This window comes from Rhodococcus erythropolis R138, from assembly GCF_000696675.2.
Classification (GTDB): domain Bacteria; phylum Actinomycetota; class Actinomycetes; order Mycobacteriales; family Mycobacteriaceae; genus Rhodococcus_F; species Rhodococcus_F erythropolis.
Window position 1 is genome coordinate 3008548 of the sequence record NZ_CP007255.1, and the last position, 20429, is coordinate 3028976.

The window sequence follows — 20429 nt, forward strand, 5'->3', positions numbered from 1 at the left end:
TAGTTGGTCGGTCGTCCTTCAGAGCGATCCTGTCAGCGGAGCGGATCGGTGAATATCGTTTGTTCGGCTGACCCCGGACTGCGGGGCAGTCGTTCGTGTGCGCCGCGGCGGCCGACGGGCGAATTCGTTCACGACGGGGGAGTCATTAGGATCAAGTGGTGACCAGTGCAGCTCCAGAGAACCCCCAGACCCCCGCCGACGCCCTACCCAAGAGCTGGGACCCCAGCGCTGTAGAGGCCGATCTGTATCAAGGCTGGGTAGACGCCGGGTACTTCCAGGCCGACGCGACCAGCGACAAGCCCGGCTACTCCATCGTGCTGCCGCCCCCGAACGTCACTGGCAGCTTGCACATGGGCCATGCCCTGGATCACACCCTCATGGACGTGCTCAGCCGTCGCAAGCGGATGCAGGGCTACGAGGTGCTGTGGCTACCTGGCATGGATCACGCCGGTATCGCCACGCAGTCCGTCGTCGAGAAGCAGCTCGCTGCCGACGGCAAGACAAAGGAAGATTTCGGCCGCGAGCTCTTCATCGACAAGGTCTGGGACTGGAAGCGCGAATCCGGTGGAACCATCGGGGGCCAGATGCGGCGCATCGGTGACGGTGTCGACTGGAGTCGCGATCGTTTCACCATGGACGAGGGCCTCTCGCGCGCCGTCCAGACCGTCTTCAAGCGCATGTTCGACGAGGGTCTGATCTACCGCGCCGAGCGTCTCGTGAACTGGTCGCCGGTGCTGCAGACCGCGATCTCCGACATCGAGGTGAAGTTCGAGGACGTCGAGGGTGAGCTGGTTTCCCTGCGCTACGGCTCGCTCGACGACAACGAGCCGCACGTCATCGTCGCGACCACTCGCGTCGAGACGATGCTCGGTGATACCGCAGTGGCGGTCCATCCCGAAGACGAGCGCTACAAGCACCTCATCGGAACCACTCTCGATCATCCGTTCACCGGGCGTCAGATTCCGATCATCGCGGACGACTACGTCGACCCCGAGTTCGGAACCGGCGCAGTGAAGATCACGCCGGCTCACGACCCCAACGACTTCGAGATGGGCCTGCGGCACAACCTGCCGATGCCCACCATCATGGACAAGACCGGCAAGATCGCCGACACGGGAACCGAATTCGACGGTATGGACCGCTTCGAGGCTCGCGTCAAGGTTCGCGAAGCTCTCGCCGAGCAGGGCCGCGTCGTCGCCGAGAAGCGCCCGTACCTGCACAGCGTCGGGCACTCCGAGCGCAGTGGCGAGGCCATCGAGCCTCGTCTCTCGTTGCAGTGGTGGGTCAAGGTCGAGACGCTCGCCAAGGCTGCGGGTGACGCGGTTCGCAACGGGGACACCGTCATTCACCCGGCGAGCCAGGAACCGCGATGGTTCGACTGGGTCGACAACATGCACGACTGGTGCATTTCCCGCCAACTCTGGTGGGGCCACCGCATTCCGGTCTGGTACGGCCCCGAGGGTGAAGTTGCGTGCTTCGGTCCCGACGAAACAGCGCCGGAAGGCTGGGTCCAGGATCCCGACGTCCTCGACACCTGGTTCTCCTCGGGACTGTGGCCCTTCTCGACGATGGGCTGGCCGGACAACACGCCCGAGCTCGAAAAGTTCTATCCCACCAGCGTTCTCGTCACCGGCTACGACATCCTGTTCTTCTGGGTCGCCCGTATGATGATGTTCGGCACCTACGTGTCCGAGGACGAGTCGATCACCGCCGGTCCGGGTAAGTCCGGTGCGCAGATGCCGTTCAAGGACGTGTTCCTGCACGGACTGGTCCGCGATCAGTACGGCAAGAAGATGTCGAAGTCTCGCGGCAACGGTATCGACCCACTCGACTGGGTCGATCGTTTCGGCGCCGACGCCCTGCGATTCACACTCGCGCGCGGCGCCAACCCGGGCAGTGACCTGTCCGTCGGTGAGGATTCGGCGCAGTCCTCGCGCAACTTCGCGACCAAGTTGTTCAATGCGACCAAGTTCGCACTGATGAACGGCGCTGCTCCCGCGCCGCTACCCGCTCGAAGCGAACTGACCGACGCCGATCGTTGGATCCTCGACCGTCTCGACACGGTCCAGGCCGAGGCGGACGCCGCATTCGATCGCTACGAGTTCAGCAAGGCGTGCGAAGGCTTGTTCCACTTCGCGTGGGACGAGGTCTGTGACTGGTACCTCGAACTCGCCAAGGTGCAGTTCGCCGCCGACGAGGCTGTCGCCGCGAACACCCGCGCCGTGCTCGGCAACGTTCTCGATGCACTGCTCCGCCTCCTGCACCCGGTCATTCCGTTCGTGACCGAAACCCTGTGGAAGGTGCTCACCGGCGGCGAATCCGTCGTCGTCGCCGACTGGCCGACGTTGTCCGGTGTGGCAGTCGACACCCAGGCCGCCACCAGGATCGAAGACATCCAGAAGCTGATCACCGAGGTGCGACGTTTCCGAAACGATCAGGGGCTCAAGCCTTCCCAGAAGGTTCCGGCTCGTGCGTCCGGGCTCTCGGAGGCAGGCATGGACGGCCAGTTCGCCTACGTGGCGGCGCTTGCCAAGCTCACCGAACCCGAAGAGGGATTCACCGCGTCGATCTCCGTCGAGGTGCGTCTGAGCCAGGGCACCGTCACGGTCGACATCGACACCTCGGGCACCATCGACCTCGGCGCGGAGAAGAAGCGGCTCGAAAAGGACCTCGCGGCAGCGCAGAAGGAGCTCGTCACCGCTGACAACAAGCTGGCGAACGAGGCCTTCCTGGCGAAGGCGCCCGACGCCGTCGTCGACAAGATCAAGACACGTCGCCAGATCGCCGTCGAAGAGATCGAGCGCATCACAGGACGTCTGAAGGAGTTGGCCGACAAGTGAGTTCGTACGAGCCGTCCCAATTCGACGCTCAGAGTTCGGTTCCGACCCCGGTCGACATCGCCGAACTGGCGCTGGTGGAAGCAGAACTCGACAAGCGTTGGCCTGAGACCAAGATCGAGCCGTCACTGACTCGTATCGAGGCGCTCATGGATGTCCTGGGCTCACCGCAGCACAACTATCCGTCGGTGCACGTCACGGGAACCAACGGCAAGACGTCGGTGACCCGCATGATCGACTCCTTGATGAGCGCTCTGCATCGTCGTACCGGCCGAACCACCAGCCCTCATCTGCAGATCGCGACCGAGCGGATCAGCATCGACGGTCATCCGATCTCCCCGCGGCTCTACGTGGACACGTTCCGCGAGATCGAGCCGTACGTGCAGATGATCGACGCACAGTCGCAGGAAGCCGGGGGACCGGCGATGAGCAAGTTCGAAGTGCTCACTGCGATGGCCTATGCGGCATTCGCGGAGGCTCCGGTGGACGTCGCCGTGGTCGAGGTCGGCCTCGGCGGACGCTGGGACGCCACGAACGTGATCGACGGACAGGTCGCGGTGATCACGCCGATCAGCCTCGATCACGCCGAGTACCTGGGCACCGACCTGGCCGGAATCGCGGAGGAGAAGGCCGGGATCATCAAGAAGGGCCGCGAGGACCTGGTTCCGGTGGACACCGTCGCGATCATCGCCGAGCAGACTCCCGAAGTCATGGAGGTATTGCTGCGCCGTGCTGTCGAGGTCGAGGCCGCGGTCGCGCGTGAAGGCTCGGAGTTCAAGGTGCTTGCTCGCCAGATCGCGGTAGGCGGACAGCAGCTCGAACTTCAAGGCTTGAGTGGCGTGTACACCGACATTTTCCTCCCCCTTCACGGTGAGCATCAGGCGCGCAACGCCGCGCTCGCGCTCGCTGCCGTCGAAGCGTTCTTCGGTGCCGGTCCGGACCGACAACTCGATCAGGACGCTATCCGCAACGGGTTCGCCTCGATCGTCAATCCCGGTCGCCTCGAACGTGTTCGGAGTGCGCCGACGGTCTTTCTCGACGCCGCCCACAATCCTGACGGCGCGCGTGCTCTCGCGGCCGCACTGGCCGCGGAGTTCGACTTCCGCAAGCTCGTGGGAGTTGTCAGCGTGATGGCGGACAAGGACGTCGACGCCATCTTGACCGCATTCGAATCCGTCTTCGACGAGATCGTCGTCACCCACAACGGGTCACCCCGGGCGATGGATGTCGAGGAGCTGGCGAACATTGCCGTCGCGAAGTTCGGCGACGAGCGCGTCGTCGTGGCGCCGGTGCTTGCCGACGCGCTGGAAGTCGCGATCGAAATCGCCGAGCAGGTCGCCGAACCCGGCGAAGCCGTATCAGGGGCAGGTGTGGTGGTGACGGGATCCGTCGTGACCGCAGGCGCCGCCCGCACGCTGTTCGGAAAGGACCCCGCGTGAGTACCCCGTCAGATGCCAATCCCGAGTCCGGAGGCCACGAGCCCGGAGACCCCGAGTCCGGAGACACTGCCGGCGAGTTCGGGCCTCCGACCAAGGACCCTTGGAAAAGTTTCCGCGGAGTGATGGCCGGAACCCTGATCCTCGAGGCGATCGTCGTGCTGCTGGCTTTGCCGGTTGTCGCGGTCGTCGGCGGTGGCCTCACCGCGGCCTCCGCGGGATTCATCATCGGGTTGGCGGTACTGATGATTCTGGGAGCCGGCGTCCAGGGCAAGCCGTGGGCGATGGGGTTCAACGTCGCACTGCAGGTGATTCTTCTATTCGGTTTCTTCGTCCACCCGTCGATTGCCGGTGTGGCGATCACCTTCGGGATCGTCTGGGGATACCTCGTCTACCTGCAGAGAGACATCAAGCGCCGGATGGACAAGGGCCTGCTTCCCGGCCAGCGGGACTGACCATTTAGGCTGTCCGCTGTGACTGAGCGCACCCTCGTACTGATCAAGCCCGACGCCGTTGCCCGTGGATACGTAGGAGAAATCCTCAGCCGTATCGAGCGCAAAGGCCTGACAATTGCAGCACTCGAACTCCGTGTAGCTTCCGAAGAGGTGGCTGGTAGCCACTACGCAGAACACGCCGAGCGCCCGTTCTACCCGAGCTTGTTGGAGTTCATCACCTCCGGTCCGCTGGTGGCCGCAGTGCTCGAAGGCCCCCGCGCCATCGCTGCTTTCCGTCAGTTGGCCGGCGGAACCGACCCGGTCGACAAAGCTCTTCCGGGCACCATCCGTGGCGACTTCGGACTCGAAGCGCAGCAGAACCTCGTTCACGGCAGTGACTCCGTGGAGTCGGCAGAGCGCGAAATCGCTCTGTGGTTCCCCGCGCTGTCGTCCATCTGAATCTTCGATCGGGGCCTCTGGCCCACATGTAACGGGCCTCTGGCCCACATGAACGGGCCTTCGGCCCACATCTCCACAGCGAATTCTCGGCACGTATCCCACATCGGTGCGCCCTTTGCAGTTGCAGGCGCGTTGGTGTGGGATACTGCTTTCAGTTGAACCGCAATTTGTTTTACGCACGTTCAACCGGATGACACCTAGGTTCGATGCCCTTTCATCGCTGCTCCAGGTCAACAGGAAATCCCTGGACCTCTGCACGCTGGATGATCAGGCGCTCGCGCACAGGACAACGGCCATCCAGCCAGGCACTTCATGTGCTCGCAGTGAATAACGGGCATTGCGGACCATGCGGAGCGAGACCTTACAATCTCGCACTCACTTCTGAGTGCGAGTACACACAGCACGCTCCCGCGTGGCCGCGTGACAACTCGACTTCTGGGTTGGACGCGCCCGGGGGCTGAGGAGACTTACGTGGCCGATCAATCCCCAACCGAATCAGATTCCAGCACCACCCCGGAATTTCCCGACAAGATGCGCGTACACGCGCTGGCGAAGCTGCTCGGTGTCACGAGCAAGCAGGTCCTTGCCGAAGCCGCAGCGCTCGGTACCGAGTTGCGCAGTGCGCAGTCGAGTCTCCAACGGGACGTTGCCCAGCGGATTCACGCCTCGCTGACTTCCGCTGCCGAGGCCATCGAGCCGGTCGTCGCCGAGCTCGATAGCCTCATCGACCCGGTTGTCGAGGCCCCGGTTGTCGAGGCCCCGGTTGCGGAAGAGCCTGCTGCAGAGGCTCCGGCCGAGAAGCCTGTCAGGGCTCGTCGCACCCGCAAAAAGGTCGTTGTCGAAGAACCGGCCGCCGAAGAACCTTCAGCAGAAGAAGCAGTGGATCCGGCTGTCGCCGAGATCAGCGCTGGACTCGACGCCGCTGCTGCGCTGCAGAGCAAGGAAGCCGAGCAGTCCGATCTGTTCACTTCCTTCGAGGCGCCGCAGACCCATCAGCCCGAGGTGGCTCCCGCCGCGCCGCAGGTCCCGCTGTTCCTGCAGCCGGATCTCGAAGCCGCCGAGGTAGCTCCGCGTCGCCGTCGCGCACGCCGCGAGCCCGCTGCACCGGCGGTCGTCGAAGAGAAGCAGACAACTGCGGAAGCCGAAACCGTCGTTCCCGAGGCAGCACCGGTTGCAGTTCCTGCCGTCGAAGAGCCGGCTGTGACCGCACCGCAAATCGAGGGCGAGAGCGCCGAGTCCGAGGACGAGGACGACGATCAGCCGCGTCGCCGTCGTCGTGGACGCCGTGGACGTGGACGTGGTCGCGGTGAACAGGGTGGCGAGCAGGGCTCGGACGAAGAGTCGGATACCGCTACCGAATCGGAGCAGGAATCTGCCCCTGCGGCAGTCGAGAAGCAAACCGACGACGCTGCCGGCGAAGAATCCGGTGATAAGTCCGAGTCCACCGCTGATGCGGATTCCGAGAATGCCGACGATTCCGATCTCGATGCCGACGGATCGAGCCGCCGTCGCCGCCGTCGTCGTCGTCGCAAGACCGGCACCGACGGCGCCACCGACGCGACTGCGACGTCCGAGGACGATCCGCCGAACACCGTCGTTCACGAGCGCGAACCTCGCAACAAGACCCGCGTCAAGGACGAGGTCCAGGGCATCAGTGGTTCGACACGTCTGGAAGCGAAGCGTCAGCGTCGCCGCGACGGTCGTGACGCCGGCCGTCGTCGTCCGCCGATTCTGACCGAGTCGGAGTTCCTCGCGCGTCGTGAGGCCGTCGATCGCGTCATGGTTGTGCGTGATCGAGCAGACAGCGGTCAGCCGCATGCGACTACACAGGTAGCAGTCCTCGAAGACGGAGTGTTGGTCGAGCACTTCGTCACCAACTCGGCGTCCGCGTCGATGGTCGGCAACGTGTACCTCGGACGTGTCCAGAACGTGCTCCCCAGCATGGAAGCGGCGTTCATCGACATCGGACGTGGCCGCAACGGCGTTCTCTACGCCGGTGAGGTCAACTGGGAGGCTGCCGGTCTCGGTGGCAACTCGCGCAAGATCGAGCAGGCCCTCAAGCCGGGCGATCAGGTGCTCGTTCAGGTCAGCAAGGATCCGGTCGGTCACAAGGGTGCTCGACTGACCACACAGATTTCGCTTGCCGGTCGTTTCCTCGTCTACGTGCCCGGTGGTACGTCCACGGGTATCAGCCGCAAGCTTCCGGACACCGAGCGCAAGCGTCTCAAGGAAATCTTGCGCGACATCGTTCCCGCCGACGCCGGCGTGATCATTCGCACGGCGTCCGAGGGCGTCAGCGAAGAAGAGTTGGCGCGCGACGTGACTCGTCTGCAGGCTCAGTGGGCCGGCATCGAGGAGCAGGCCGCGGCTGCGGACACCGGTAAGTCCGGCAACCCGCAGGCGCTGTACGAAGAGCCTGACATGCTGGTCAAGGTCATTCGCGATCTGTTCAACGAGGACTTCTCCAAGCTGGTCATCGAGGGCGAGAAGGCGCATACGACGGTCGAGAACTACATCAACTCCGTTGCGCCCGACCTGCTTCCGCGACTCGAGAAGTACACGCCGAACAACGGTATCGACGTCTTCGCTGCTCGCCGTATCGACGAGCAGTTGGCCAAGGCACTCGATCGCAAGGTGTGGCTGCCGTCCGGCGGCACCTTGGTGATCGATCGCACCGAGGCCATGACCGTCGTCGACGTCAACACCGGAAAGTTCACCGGAGCCGGCGGAAACCTCGAAGAGACTGTTACCCGCAACAACCTCGAAGCAGCCGAGGAGATCGTTCGCCAGATGCGCCTGCGGGACATCGGCGGAATGATCGTCGTCGACTTCATCGACATGGTCCTCGAATCGAACCGGGACCTGGTCCTGCGTCGGCTCACCGAATGCCTGGGTCGCGATCGCACGCGCCATCAGGTGTCGGAGGTCACGTCACTCGGACTCGTGCAGATGACGCGCAAGAAGTTGGGCACCGGATTGGTCGAGGCCTTCTCGACCACCTGTGAGCACTGCCACGGCCGCGGCATCATCGTCCACTCCGAGCCGGTCGAGGTGAAGTCCTCGGACGACGGGGGATCGCGTTCGGGCTCGCAGCGAAGCGAATCCGGCACCTCGCGCAAGAACAAGCGTGGCCGCGGAGACAAGTCGCCTTCTACCGAGTCCAACGGACAGGAAGCTCCGGCGCCGGAGGTTCCGGCTGTCGACGCGACCGTCAAGCGGGCTCATCCGGTGGCATTGGCGATGGCCTCGCACCACCACGACGACGACGAGACCGTCGCGGCCGACTCGATCGAGTCTGATTCCACCGGTACGTCTTCGGGGGATGATGCATCCAAAAGTGCCGATCGGCAACAGGATCGGCCGATCGATACTCCTGCTGCTACTGAGCGCCATGACGTTCCTGTTGTGGACTCTGCTGCGGAAGAAGTATCCGCAGTGGACAACGAGTCGGCGGCAGCTTCGACCGAAGCAGCTCCGCGCGGTCGTCGGCGTAGTCGCCGGGCGTCGCGGGCAGCGTCGGCACCGGTTGCCGAGGCAGCTCCCGAGGTGGGTACGGTCTTCGTGATTCCGACTCCGGAACCCGTGGCAGAAGCGGTCGTGGAAAACGTTCCGGCTCCGGCCAACGAAGTTCCGGCTGAGGAAGAAGTTGTCGTCGTCAAGCGACCCCGTCGCAGGCGTGCAGCAGCACGTCCCGCAGGTCCTCCGGTAGACGGAGAGTAAGAACTACTGGCTTTCGGTCGGTTGGATGACTTCGCGATGAGCGAGGACATCCAACCGTTATCCGAAGTTTCAGCTGGTAGAAGCAGTACAGAGTAGTGAGCACCACCCCTCGGCGGGGCGGTTTGACCCTGACGGTTGCTTTCCCGTAACCTTGGAGGGTCGCCACCCGGCGGTAGAGATTCCGTGTGCCTAGAGTGCGCGTGAATGTCCCGGTACGTCAGTGCCGAGCCGAGGTGACATAAACCAGACCAGTCGCGATGCATTTGAAGCCTCAGGCAGCAGCGCGAGCAAGTTCGAAGAAGCAAGGGGTAGCCCTCCGATGGCAACGTACGCGATCGTCAAGACCGGCGGAAAGCAGTACAAGGTCGCTGTTGGTGACCTCGTCAAGGTCGAGAAGATCGAGGGTGAGCCCGGCACTGCTGTCTCGCTTGCTCCCGTTCTCGTGGTCGACGGATCTGACCTGACCACCGACGCGGCCAAGCTGGCCAAGGTCGCAGTCACCAGTGAGATCGTCGAGCACACCAAGGGCCCGAAGATCCGCATCCACAAGTTCAAGAACAAGACCGGTTACCACAAGCGTCAGGGCCACAGGCAGCCGATCACGGTGCTCAAGGTCACGGGCATCAAGTAACCAGTTCTTTCTAGCTAATTTCACCCGAGGAGGGTCAATAGCATGGCACATAAGAAGGGTGCATCCAGCTCCCGTAACGGTCGCGATTCAAACGCCCAGCGCCTCGGCGTGAAGCGCTTCGGCGGCCAGTCGGTCAGCGCAGGCGAAATCCTGGTTCGCCAGCGCGGCACGCACTTCCACCCCGGCGTCAACGTCGGCCGTGGCGGCGACGACACCCTGTTCGCTCTCGCTGCCGGTGCAGTCGAGTTCGGCCAGAAGCGTGGACGCAAGACCGTGAACATCGTTCCGGCCGTCGTTGCGGCTGAGGTCTAGTCTTTCTCGCTAGTTGTGCGTCACCGGTTCTACTTTCGGTAAGAGAGTGACGCGTTCCAAGCTCCCGATAGGGGCGGACCAGGGTTGAAATAACCCGGTCCGCCCCTATCGTTTGTTTAAGCAGTGCCAGTTTTACCCCGAGCAACCCTGCTCACCAGAAGTTCAGCTCATCGCGTGAGACCCGCAATTGACTGAGGAAGGATCCGGCAGTCATGTCCCGATTCATTGACCGTGTTGTGCTGCACGTCAGCGCTGGAAAAGGCGGCAATGGTTGCGCCTCCGTACACCGCGAGAAGTTCAAACCGCTCGGCGGTCCGGACGGTGCCAACGGAGGTCGCGGTGGCGACGTCATCCTCGTGGTCGACGAGAACATCCACACCCTCCTCGACTTTCACTTCCATCCCAACGCGAAGGCGACCAACGGCAAGCAGGGCGCCGGCAGTAACCGCGAGGGTGCAAACGGTGAAGACCTCATCCTCAAGGTCCCGGATGGAACTGTGGTTCTCGATACCGACGGCAACGTGCTTGCCGACCTCGTCGGTGTCGGCTCGCGCTACGACGCCGCTCAGGGTGGCCGCGGCGGACTCGGCAACGCAGCACTCGCCTCGAAGGCTCGCAAGGCCCCAGGTTTCGCACTCCTCGGTGAAGACGGTGTCGAGCGTGACCTGGTTCTCGAACTCAAGTCGGTAGCCGACGTCGGTCTGCTCGGATTTCCCTCTGCCGGTAAGTCTTCGCTGGTGTCCGTTCTCTCGGCGGCCAAGCCGAAGATCGCCGACTACCCCTTCACCACTCTGGTCCCCAACCTCGGCGTCGTCTCGAGCGGTGACACCACCTTCACCGTCGCCGACGTGCCCGGGCTGATCCCCGGTGCCAGCGAAGGCCGCGGTTTGGGCCTGGACTTCCTGCGCCACATCGAACGCTGCGCCGTATTGGCGCACGTGATCGACTGCGCCACCCTCGATCCGGGACGCGACCCGATATCCGACATCGACGCCCTGGAAGCAGAGCTGGCCGCGTACACCCCCGCGCTCTCCGGCGACTCGGGACTCGGTGACCTCGACAAGCGCCCGCGCGTCGTCATCCTGAACAAGACCGACGTTCCGGAGGCAGCCGAGCTGGCCGAGATGGTCACACCCGAGATCGAAGCTCGCGGATGGCCGGTCTTCACCATCTCGGCGGTGAGCCGAGAAGGTCTGCGACCGTTGACATTCGCGCTGGCGAAGATGGTCCGCGACTACCGCGAAGCTCATCCGAAGCCCGAGCCGAAGCGCCAGGTCATTCGCCCGGTCAAGGTCAAGGATTCCAGCTTCACCATCGAGAAGGATCCCGATATCCCCGGTGGGTTCGTCGTCCGAGGCACCCGCCCGGAGCGGTGGATTCGTCAGACCGCCTTCGACAACGACGAGGCCGTTGGTTACCTCGCCGACCGTCTTGCACGCTTGGGTGTCGAGGACGCATTGGTCAAGAAGGGCGCTCAGCCAGGGGCTTCCGTCACCATCGGTGACGTCAGCTTCGAGTGGGAGCCGATGACGCCGGCCGGTATCGATCTGACCCGTACGGGCCGTGGAACCGACCCGCGTCTCGATCAGGTGGAGCGTATCGGCGCCGACGAGCGCAAGCATGCTCGTCGCGTCCGCCGCGGGCTGCTCGACGAAGACGCCTGACTCACGCGATTTCAGGACGAAAACCGAAGAGAGGGAACGGGACTGTGCTCGGGTCCACCAGGGAGTCGATAGCGTCGGCTCACAGTATCGTCGTGAAGATCGGGTCGTCTGCGCTCACCAGTCTGGTGGCGGGACTCGACACTCACCGACTTGATCTGTTGGCCGATGCCATCGAGACCCGCATGCGCGCGGGCTCCGATGTAGTCGTCGTCTCGTCCGGTGCCGTCGGCGCCGGACTGGCGCCGCTGGGACTGACCAAGCGACCGCGGGATCTCGCGACCAAGCAGGCTGCGGCCAGCGTCGGTCAGTTGGCGCTGGCTCACGCCTGGGGTACGTCGTTCGCCCGTTACGGGCGTACCGTCGGGCAGGTTCTACTCACGGCGGACGACATTGCTCGACGGACGCAGCACCGCAACGCCCAACGGACACTCGATCGTCTACGGGCATTGCACGCGGTGGCGATCGTGAACGAGAACGACACCGTTGCCACCACCGAACTTCGATTCGGTGACAACGATCGGTTGGCTGCTCTGGTTGCTCATCTCGTCGGCGCCGACGCGTTGATCCTGTTGTCGGATGTGGACGGCCTGTACGACGGGGATCCCCGAAAGGGCGATGCCACACTGATTCCCGAGGTCAACAGTCCCGAGGATCTCGACGGTGTGGTTGCCGGATCGGGTGGCGCTCTCGGTACCGGAGGCATGGCGTCAAAGCTCTCAGCAGCACGCCTGGCCGCTGATTCCGGAGTGCCGGTGCTGCTCGCGGCAGCATCGGACGCTGCGCAGGCACTCAGTGGTGCCGATGTCGGAACGGCATTTGCGCCCCGGCCGACGCGATTGTCGGCTCGCCGATTCTGGGTACGTCACGCCGCTGACACATCGGGTGACCTTCACCTCGACGAAGGCGCCGTTCGCGCGGTGGTGTCCAAGCGTCGAAGCCTGCTGTCCGCCGGCATCGTCGGTGTGTCCGGCGATTTTCACGCCGGCGATGTCGTGTCGCTGATGGGACCGGGGGAGAAGCCCGTCGCTCGGGGTGTCGTTGCGTTCGACGCTACGGAGATCGAGGAGATCCTGGGGCGCTCCACCGCCGATCTACCGGCCGACATGCAGCGTCCCGTGGTTCACGCGGACGACTTGGTGGCGCTGTAGCTGTCGTACTCGACCAGGGCGGAAAGTGCTTCAGCACAACCGACTTCGAGCTTGAGGTCGGCGTATTCGTCACCTCGGGTCGTTCCGCGATTGACGATGGCGATCGGCTTCCCGGTCTTGGCGGCATGCCGCACGAAACGCAGACCGGACATCACCGTCAACGACGACCCGGCTACCAACAGTGCATCGGCTTGGTCGACGAGGCTGTACGCCCGGGCCACACGTTCCTTGGGGACGGATTCACCGAAGTAGACGATGTCCGGCTTGAGTAGCCCACCGCACACGGCGCAATCCACGACGCGAAAGTGTGCGGTGGATTCGATCACGGCATCTGCATCGGGCGCGATCTCGACTCCCGTTGCAGCAGCCACAGTTTCGGCAAATCCGGGGTTGGCTTCCTCCAGTCTCTCGGCGAGAGTGGTGCGGGAGATCAGCCGCTGGCAGCTCAGGCATCGAACCTGCGCGTAGGTGCCGTGGAGGTCGATGACGTTTCGCGCGCCGGCCTTGGTGTGCAGCAGGTCGACGTTCTGGGTGATCACACCGACGGCTCGCCCTGTTCGCTCGAGTGCCGCGACGGCCCGGTGGCCCTGGTTGGGCCGCGAGCTGTCCATGTATCGCCAGCCGATGTGGTTACGCGCCCAGTAGTGACGTCGAAACGCCGGATCCCCGATGAACTGCTGGAACGTCATCGGATTGCGCGGGGGTGAATCGGGGCCACGGTAGTCCGGGATTCCGGAGTCGGTGGAGATGCCTGCACCCGTCAGAACTGCCAGGCGACGGCCGGCCAGGAGCTCGGGAAGGGCGTCGAGGCGGCTGTTGTCGGTAGGCACCGTTCCAGGATAGGCGCGTGTGCGAGACGGCGGCGCGGAGGAAGTCCGAAATGTTCAATAGAACACGTGTACGACTGTCGATACTCGTAGACATGAACACAGTGAACCCAATTCCCGCTGGTTACCGCACGATCACTCCCTACCTTGCGGTGCCGGACGGGCATGCCGCACTCGACTACTACAAACGAGCACTCGGAGCTGAGATCGTCGATGCGATGAATGCACCTGACGGCACTCTCATGCATGCCGAGATTCGGATCGGTGATTCGATGCTGCAGCTTTCGCAGGAGATGCCGGACTTCGGTCTCAGGTCGCCGCAGGACGGCTGGGTGCATTCGTCCATCGTCGTTTACACCGAGGACACGGATGAGTTCGTCGATCGGGCCGTCGCCGAGGGAGCCACGCTGGTCACGGCGGTCGCCGATACGTTCTCGGGTGACCGGCACGGAGTGTTTCTCGACCCATTCGGCCATCGGTGGGCCGTATGCACGAAGGTCGAGGACGTACCTGCGGAGGAGGTGGCTCGCCGGGCGCGGGCGCTCTTCTTCCCGGATACGGATTCGCCACAGTAACTTTCGGCAGCTTTCGCCGGATCATTCAGGCTGCGGCGGCGTGCTCAGTATCCGGCGACCGGGTCGACGAGGGCAGCCAGTGCCTCGCCCTTCGCGAAGCGGGTCACGTTCTTGGAGACGTGATCCGCAAACGCGGCGGGGCGAACTCCCGGCGGATTGGAATCGTGGGGTGTGATGATCGCATTCGTCAGATCCCACAGCGGGTGACCGTCCGGGAGGGGTTCGGGGTCGGTGACGTCGAGACCGGCGCCGCCGATCTGCTCCGACTCGATCGCCTCGACCAGCGCGTCGGTATCGACCAGTGATCCGCGCGCGACATTGATCACCCAGGAATGGGGTTGCATCGCCGCCAACTGCGCGCGGCCAACGAGGTGACGGGTGGCCGGGGTGGCGGGCGCAGCGATCACGAAGTGATCTGCGCGAGAATAGATTTCATCCATCCTGGATGCGGGGTACGTCGAGATGGCCCCGGGAACCGGGCTACCGGAACGATTGACTGCGATGCTGTCCGCCCCCTGCGCGGCCAGCATCGGAATCAGCGCGCGGCCGATACCGCCTGCGCCGATGATCGCAACCGTCGAGCCACGAAGGGTGCCGATCTTGGGAAAGAACTCGAACTGACGCCACGTTCGAGCTTCGATGTGTGCGGGCAGGTGACGAACTCCGGCCAACAGCAGCATGAGCGCGTGCTCGGCCACCGAGGCCGAAAACGCGCCGGCCGCCGAGGTCCACGTGATTTCGGTGTCCTTCGGAATCACACCGGAGTCGAACCAATCCTCGATTCCCGCCGACGGCAGCTGCACCCACCTGACCGACGCCGGTAACTCCGACGGAAAAGTTTCGGGTGAGCCCGCCCAGATCAGGGCGTCGGCAGTGTCGATCGGACTGATCAGACCTCCGCCCCGAAGCACCGCGCTGTCGAGCAGTGCATCGGGGACGGGGCCGATCGCTACGCGTGGAGAGGTGTCAGTCGCCATGACTAGACGCTACGCGGGGACCTCCACCAGTGGGTAGACACCGTTCTCGTCGTGTACCTCACGCCCGGTGACCGGCGGATTGAAAACGCAGAGCATGCGCATCTGCGTATCGGGCTCGACGCGGTGACGCTCGTGACCGTTGAGCAGGTACATCGACCCCGGTGCGAGATCGTATTCCTTGTTGTTGTCCAGGTCGATCAGCTTGCCGGTGCCCTCGACGAGCCAGACCGCTTCGACGTGGTTGGCGTAGTGGAACTCGTTGACCGAACCTGCCTTGATGGTGGTTTCGTGGAACGAGAACCCGACGCGGTCGCCGCCGAGGACGATGCGCTTGCTGCGCCAGTTGCCGTCCTCGCTCGTGATGTCGCGGTCGGTGTCGGTGATCTCGGTGGTGGTGCGAACGATCATGGGAGAGTCCTTCCTCTAGCTGCAGACCTTGAGTGTCGCCTCGGCCAGGATGGAGAGGCCGTGCTCGAGCTCGTCATCGGTAATCGTCAGTGCCGGAAGCAGTTTCACAACCTGGTCGGAGGGTCCGGAGGTCTCCGCGAGCAATCCCTCGTCGAATGCCAGCTGGCAGACCTTGCCGGCGCGCTCGGGCTGATCGAAAACGAGGCCCTGAACCAGGCCGCGTCCACGGTGCGAGACCTCGCCGGGGAACTGATCGGAGAGATTGGCGAAGCATTCGCTGATGCGTGCGCCCTTCTTCAACGTCGTCTTCGTCAGTGCGTCGTCGGACCAGTAGTGGTCGAGTGCAACCTTGGAGGTGACGAACGCCGGGTTGTTGCCACGGAAGGTGCCGTTGTGTTCGCCCGGTCCCCAGACGTCGAGTTCACGCTTGAACAGCGTGAGCGCCATCGGCATTCCGTAACCGCTGATCGACTTGGACAGCGTGACGATGTCGGGAACGATTCCGGCCTCTTCGAAGGAGAAGAACGGGCCGGTGCGGCCGCAGCCCATCTGGACGTCGTCGACGATCAGCAGGATGCCACGATCCGAGCACAGTGTTGCCAGCGCCCGAAGCCATTCGGGGCGAGCGACATTGACGCCGCCTTCACCCTGAACGGTCTCGACGATCACTGCCGCGGGACGGTTGATGCCGCTACCGGAATCATCGAGAACGCGGGAGAACCACTGGAAGTCCTCGGTGACGCCGTCGAAGTAGTTGTCGAAGGGCATCGGTGTCGTGTGCACGAGCGGAACACCGGCGCCCGCGCGCTTCATCGAGTTGCCGGTCACGGAGAGTGCACCAAGTGTCATTCCGTGAAATGCGTTGGTGAAGTTGATGACTGCCGAACGTCCTGTCACCTTGCGAGCCAGCTTCAGTGCAGCCTCGACGGTGTTCGATCCGGTCGGGCCGGGGAACTGGACCTTGTAGTCCAGGCCGCGCGGCTCGAGGATGTTGCGCTGAAAGGTCTCGAGGAACTCGCGCTTGGCGACTGTCGACATGTCGAGGCCGTGCGTGATGCCGTCGCTCATGATGTAGTCGACCAGCGCCGATTTGAGCACCGGGTTGTTGTGGCCGTAGTTGAGGGCGCCGGCACCGGCGAAGAAATCGAGGTATTCGCGTCCGTTTTCATCACGAATCCAGGATCCGGATGCGCTGGTGAACACTGCAGGCCAGTCACGGCAGTAGCTGCGGACCTCGGACTCGAGGGTTTCGAAAATGCTTGCTTCGTTGATATTCATATCTTCTTTGTTCCTCCGGGGCATGCTGTATGCCGAGCGCGAAGTGCGCTAGGCGCCGATCGTGTAAAGATCTTCGGCTTCGTGTCCATCGGGAAAATCTTTGGGCGAGAACAAGTTCTGCCTGGTTATCGGTACTTCGCGTCGACGTGCGAGCGCAGTGAAGAGTGCGATCGAAGCCTCGTTGTCGGGGCTGATCGTCGTCTCCAGATGTGTAACACCCAGTGGGGCAGTGCGATCCATCAAGTCGGACAGCATGCGAGCAGCAATTGCCTTGCCGCGCTGGTCCTCGTCGACCGCGACTTGCCACACGAACAGGGTTTCCTGCGCGCTGGGACGGGTATAACCGGAAACGAATCCGACTACGCGGCCGTCTACCTCTGCGACGATGGACGTCGCGCTGAAATCCCTGCACCACAACAGGTATGCATAACTCGAATTGAGGTCGAGCACCTTCGAATCACGTGCGATCTCCCAGAGCCGGACTCCGTCATCGATCTGTGGGCTTCTGAACAACACCGCGTCCGGCGCGGTGGTCGGGATAGCTCTCGTATCAACAGGCTTCATCGGTCATCTGAACGTAACAATCATTGCTGTCGAAGTCATGCAGATGTCCGTTTCGGGCCGTGCGGAACCCGTTGCGCCCCAGGTGAGGACATGAATGTGATCGTGCTCACATTATGTAACTTTTGGTGTTGTCCGAGCGACTATTTCGGGCCAAAACTCTCTATTTGGGGCTCGCGAGCGCCAATGGGAGGACCGAATGCGCACCTGCCTGCCGAAGTGCGCGTGCGGCCATCGTGAAAGTCCAACCGGTGTCAGCGATTGCGTCGACAAGAAGTATCGGTCCCTGATGGATACTCATGTCCGGAACTTCCCAAACATCGACCAGTCCGGACACGCGATAGGCGGAGTTCGCTGCCGACACCGGAGGGTGGTCGGGTCGCAAGCGAAGGGTGCCCAGGTCGGTCAATCGCCCGACCTCGGCCAGCTTGGCAGCCAGGCTCGACACCAGCAATGGATGCGTCGTGGATTCGAGGGCCATGACACCGGTGGGGCGCTCGGCCCAATTCCAGGCGGCCAGAACGCTGATACACGCGCTGACCACCGCATCGGGTACCTCGGCGTCGGGTCCGTAGAAAAGCGCGCGGAGACGTTGGCCCCAGCCCAGGTCCGACATCCGTCCGAGAATGCGCCCGGTTTCCGGTCCCTCGGTGATCTTCCCGGACAGCTTGACGCCCAGCTTGCTCAGGCCGGTCGGCCACATCTTGCGCGGCTCCAGGTCGAATCCGGGGCGCTGCAAGCGCGCCCGAGTCTCGTCGAGGGCGGTGGTGTCGACAGTGGTGTCGTAGCGATTGCCGGTGCAGTTGTCACAGCGTCCACACTGTGAGTTCTCCGATGTCAGACCAGGATCGTCGAGTTGTTCACGCAGGAAGGTCATTCGGCACGTGGTGATGCTCTGGTACTCGACCATTGCAGCCTGCTCGGCCTGGCGAGCGTCGTCGAGTCGACCGTAGCGCTCGGCGTCGTACACCCAAGGTTCTCCGGTGCTGATCCAACCGCCCTTGACTCGTTTGACCGCGCCGTCGACGTCGAGAACTTTGAGGACCATTTCGAGACGGGTGCGATTGAGCTCCACCAGCGGTTCGAGTGCCGGTGTCGACGTGGCCTTTTCGGTGTCGAGGTGCTCGATGACGCTGCGGACCAGATGCTCGCGGGGGAAGGCGACCGAGGCGAAGTAGCTCCAGATCTGCTTGTCCTCGGCGCCCGGCAGCAGGATCACGTCTGCCCTGTCGGTGGAACGTCCGGCGCGGCCCACCTGCTGGTAGTACGAGATAGGTGACGACGGTGCGCCGAGGTGGACGACGAACCCGAGATCAGGCTTGTCGAAGCCCATCCCGAGGGCCGAGGTGGCCACCAGAGCCTTGACGCGATTGCCCAACAGGTCCTGCTCGAGGGATTCACGTTCGGTGGGATCGGTCTGGCCCGTGTAGGCGGCGACGGTATGACCGCGCTCGGAGAGCAGGCTTGCGAGGTCGCGAGCGGCCGAAACCGTCAGCGTGTAGATGATGCCCGATCCCGGCAGCGTCTCGAGCATGTCGGCGAGCCAGGCAGCGCGCGCCGTCGCCTCGGGAATGTGAACCACGGAAAGGTGAAGTGACTCGCGTTCGAGCCCGCCACGAAGTACGAGAGTTTCCTCGCCGCCGACGCCGAGTTGGGCGGACACGTCCTCGACGACGCGGTTGTTGGCCGTAGCCGTGGTCGCGAGGACGGGAATGCCCTCTCCGAGTTCGGCGATCAAAGTCCTGATACGCCGATAGTCGGGACGGAAGTCGTGTCCCCAGTCGGAAACGCAGTGAGCCTCGTCGACCACTACCAAGCCGGCATCAGCTGCCAGGGACGGGAGAACCTGATCGCGGAAGTCGGGGTTGTTGAGGCGCTCGGGGCTGACCAGCAGTACGTCGAGATCGTTGGCTGCAACGCGGGCGTGGATGTCGTCCCACTCCGTGACATTGCCCGAGTTGATGGTCGCGGCTCGCACCCCGGCACGCTCGGCAGAACTGACCTGGTTTCTCATCAGGGCCAACAAGGGCGAGACGATGACCGTGGGGCCATGACCTGTTGCCCGGAGCAGCTTCGCCGAGATGAAGTAGACCGCAGACTTGCCCCAGCCGGTCCGCTGGACGACGAGGGCACGCTTGCGTTGCACCACCAGCGCCTCGATGGCCGTCCACTGGTCCTCGCGTAGGCGGGCATCCGGCCCCGCGAGTTCACGGAGCAGTCGCTCGGCTTCGTCGCGCATGGCTGGGGCAGTGGCGGTGGTCATGGACCCCATGGTGCACGACCCTGCCGACACGTGCGGGCTTCAGGCCTTGGCAACAGGTTCCTGCAGCTCGGTGACCCAGCCGTCGACGTCCTCCGGGCACGCCAGCGTGACCTCCCGGCTGGGGCCGGCATTGCGGTATCCCGCTGCGTCGATCCACTGAGCCAAGGCTTGATAGGCGGGCAGGCAGTTGTCCATCGACCCCTTGTGCAGCAGCGAGGCCACCTGAGCTTCGGCCTGCAATTCGACGACCGCGAACTCGTAGTCGCCCTCGGGATCCGCATCGACCGGTAGCGCGGCATGCACGACGACGTTCTCGTCGTCACCGGCATCCTCGTAGTACGCGAGCGCAGGTCCGATCGTGGCGATACCGGCACGATCCAAACCGGTGCACAGGCGCTCGTACAGCCCGCGAACCACCGGACCGATCGACGACGGATCCATCGTCTTGGCGGTACCGGTCAACTCCGCGACCCGCAGCGCCGGAACGGACTTGATCACAACCTCGTATGCGGACATCTGTCCCTCACTTTCGATGATGCGTAGGCGCGCCTGTACATGCGCCAGTCGCGCGGTGTCTTCCTGGATTCGGGTCTCGAGTTCTGCTCGGCGAAGCGTGAGCATCCCGCGGATTTCGTCGACGGTGACTGCCGACTCCACCACCTGCTGGACCTGGGCCAGGGTCAGGCCCAACTCCTTGAGTGCGACGATGCGGTTGAGCAGCGCCAACTGGCCCGCGGTGTACGAGCGGTACCCGGTGGATGCGTCGACCCTCGCGGGCGCGAGCAGGCCGATGGCGTCGTAGTGGCGGAGCATGCGCACGGACACGCGACCTGCTCTCGCGAAGTCTCCGATGCTCAACATGGCTACTTGCCCCGTTTCTCCCTCACGAACCCGACACC

At 63.7% G+C, this 20429-nt stretch carries 17 protein-coding genes; 10 read left to right on the forward strand and 7 right to left on the reverse strand.

Annotation, left to right across the window (positions count from 1 at the left end; genetic code table 11):
* The first annotated feature begins 158 nt into the window (after positions 1–158).
* The 9 genes from H351_RS14035 to proB all read left to right on the forward strand — a co-directional run bounded on the left by H351_RS14035 (position 159) and on the right by proB (position 12641).
* Positions 159–2840: a valine--tRNA ligase gene (locus H351_RS14035; RefSeq protein ID WP_029255670.1), complete on the forward strand. Its 2682-nt coding sequence runs from the start codon at positions 159–161 to the stop codon at positions 2838–2840.
* Complete coding sequence (folC, locus tag H351_RS14040; protein ID WP_019749072.1) at positions 2837–4276, forward strand: bifunctional tetrahydrofolate synthase/dihydrofolate synthase; 1440 nt, start codon at positions 2837–2839, stop codon at positions 4274–4276. The genes H351_RS14035 and folC overlap by 4 nt, the downstream gene beginning before the upstream one ends.
* Positions 4273–4728: a DUF4233 domain-containing protein gene (locus tag H351_RS14045; RefSeq protein WP_019749071.1), complete on the forward strand. Its 456-nt coding sequence runs from the start codon at positions 4273–4275 to the stop codon at positions 4726–4728. Before folC ends, H351_RS14045 begins: the two co-directional genes overlap by 4 nt.
* Before the next feature lie 18 nt (positions 4729–4746).
* Positions 4747–5166, forward strand: a complete 420-nt coding sequence (ndk, locus tag H351_RS14050) for a nucleoside-diphosphate kinase (RefSeq protein ID WP_019749070.1) — start codon at positions 4747–4749, stop codon at positions 5164–5166.
* Between the two features lie 471 nt (positions 5167–5637).
* A complete protein-coding gene (locus H351_RS14055) occupies positions 5638–8886 on the forward strand; it encodes a translation initiation factor IF-2 N-terminal domain-containing protein (protein WP_029255669.1) in 3249 nt (1082 codons plus the stop codon).
* A gap of 319 nt (positions 8887–9205) precedes the next feature.
* Positions 9206–9517, forward strand: a complete 312-nt coding sequence (gene rplU / locus H351_RS14060) for a 50S ribosomal protein L21 (protein WP_003944533.1) — start codon at positions 9206–9208, stop codon at positions 9515–9517.
* A gap of 42 nt (positions 9518–9559) precedes the next feature.
* A complete protein-coding gene (gene rpmA / locus H351_RS14065) occupies positions 9560–9829 on the forward strand; it encodes a 50S ribosomal protein L27 (RefSeq protein ID WP_003944532.1) in 270 nt (89 codons plus the stop codon).
* A gap of 212 nt (positions 9830–10041) precedes the next feature.
* Entirely contained in the window at positions 10042–11493 is a 1452-nt protein-coding gene (gene obgE, locus H351_RS14070) for a GTPase ObgE (protein WP_019749068.1), read from the forward strand.
* A gap of 44 nt (positions 11494–11537) precedes the next feature.
* Complete coding sequence (proB, locus tag H351_RS14075; RefSeq protein WP_020908223.1) at positions 11538–12641, forward strand: glutamate 5-kinase; 1104 nt, start codon at positions 11538–11540, stop codon at positions 12639–12641.
* On the opposite strand, the gene H351_RS14080 is transcribed toward proB, so the two are convergent.
* Positions 12614–13471 (reverse strand): NAD-dependent protein deacetylase, encoded by an 858-nt coding sequence (locus tag H351_RS14080; protein WP_019749066.1) that lies wholly within the window; start codon positions 13469–13471, stop codon positions 12614–12616. The genes proB and H351_RS14080 overlap by 28 nt on opposite strands.
* Before the next feature lie 50 nt (positions 13472–13521).
* On the opposite strand from H351_RS14080, the gene H351_RS14085 reads away from it, so the two are divergent.
* Entirely contained in the window at positions 13522–14043 is a 522-nt protein-coding gene (locus tag H351_RS14085; protein ID WP_029255668.1) for a VOC family protein, read from the forward strand.
* A gap of 44 nt (positions 14044–14087) precedes the next feature.
* Here the strand turns inward: H351_RS14085 and H351_RS14090 are convergent, their stop codons facing one another.
* The 6 genes from H351_RS14090 to H351_RS14115 form a co-directional block, all read right to left on the reverse strand.
* Entirely contained in the window at positions 14088–15020 is a 933-nt protein-coding gene (locus H351_RS14090) for a D-isomer specific 2-hydroxyacid dehydrogenase family protein (protein ID WP_007731007.1), read from the reverse strand.
* Positions 15021–15029: 9 nt separating this feature from the next.
* Entirely contained in the window at positions 15030–15428 is a 399-nt protein-coding gene (locus tag H351_RS14095) for an ectoine synthase (RefSeq protein WP_003944463.1), read from the reverse strand.
* Between the two features lie 15 nt (positions 15429–15443).
* Positions 15444–16706 carry a diaminobutyrate--2-oxoglutarate transaminase gene (gene ectB, locus H351_RS14100; protein WP_020969986.1) on the reverse strand — a complete coding sequence of 421 codons (1263 nt, stop codon included), beginning with the start codon at positions 16704–16706 and terminating at the stop codon, positions 15444–15446.
* 48 nt (positions 16707–16754) lie between these two features.
* Positions 16755–17270, reverse strand: a complete 516-nt coding sequence (ectA, locus tag H351_RS14105; protein ID WP_019749063.1) for a diaminobutyrate acetyltransferase — start codon at positions 17268–17270, stop codon at positions 16755–16757.
* Between the two features lie 160 nt (positions 17271–17430).
* Positions 17431–19530 carry a RecQ family ATP-dependent DNA helicase gene (locus tag H351_RS14110; RefSeq protein ID WP_029255667.1) on the reverse strand — a complete coding sequence of 700 codons (2100 nt, stop codon included), beginning with the start codon at positions 19528–19530 and terminating at the stop codon, positions 17431–17433.
* Positions 19531–19569: 39 nt separating this feature from the next.
* Positions 19570–20391 carry a MerR family transcriptional regulator gene (locus tag H351_RS14115; protein ID WP_029255666.1) on the reverse strand — a complete coding sequence of 274 codons (822 nt, stop codon included), beginning with the start codon at positions 20389–20391 and terminating at the stop codon, positions 19570–19572.
* Positions 20392–20429 lie beyond the last annotated feature (38 nt).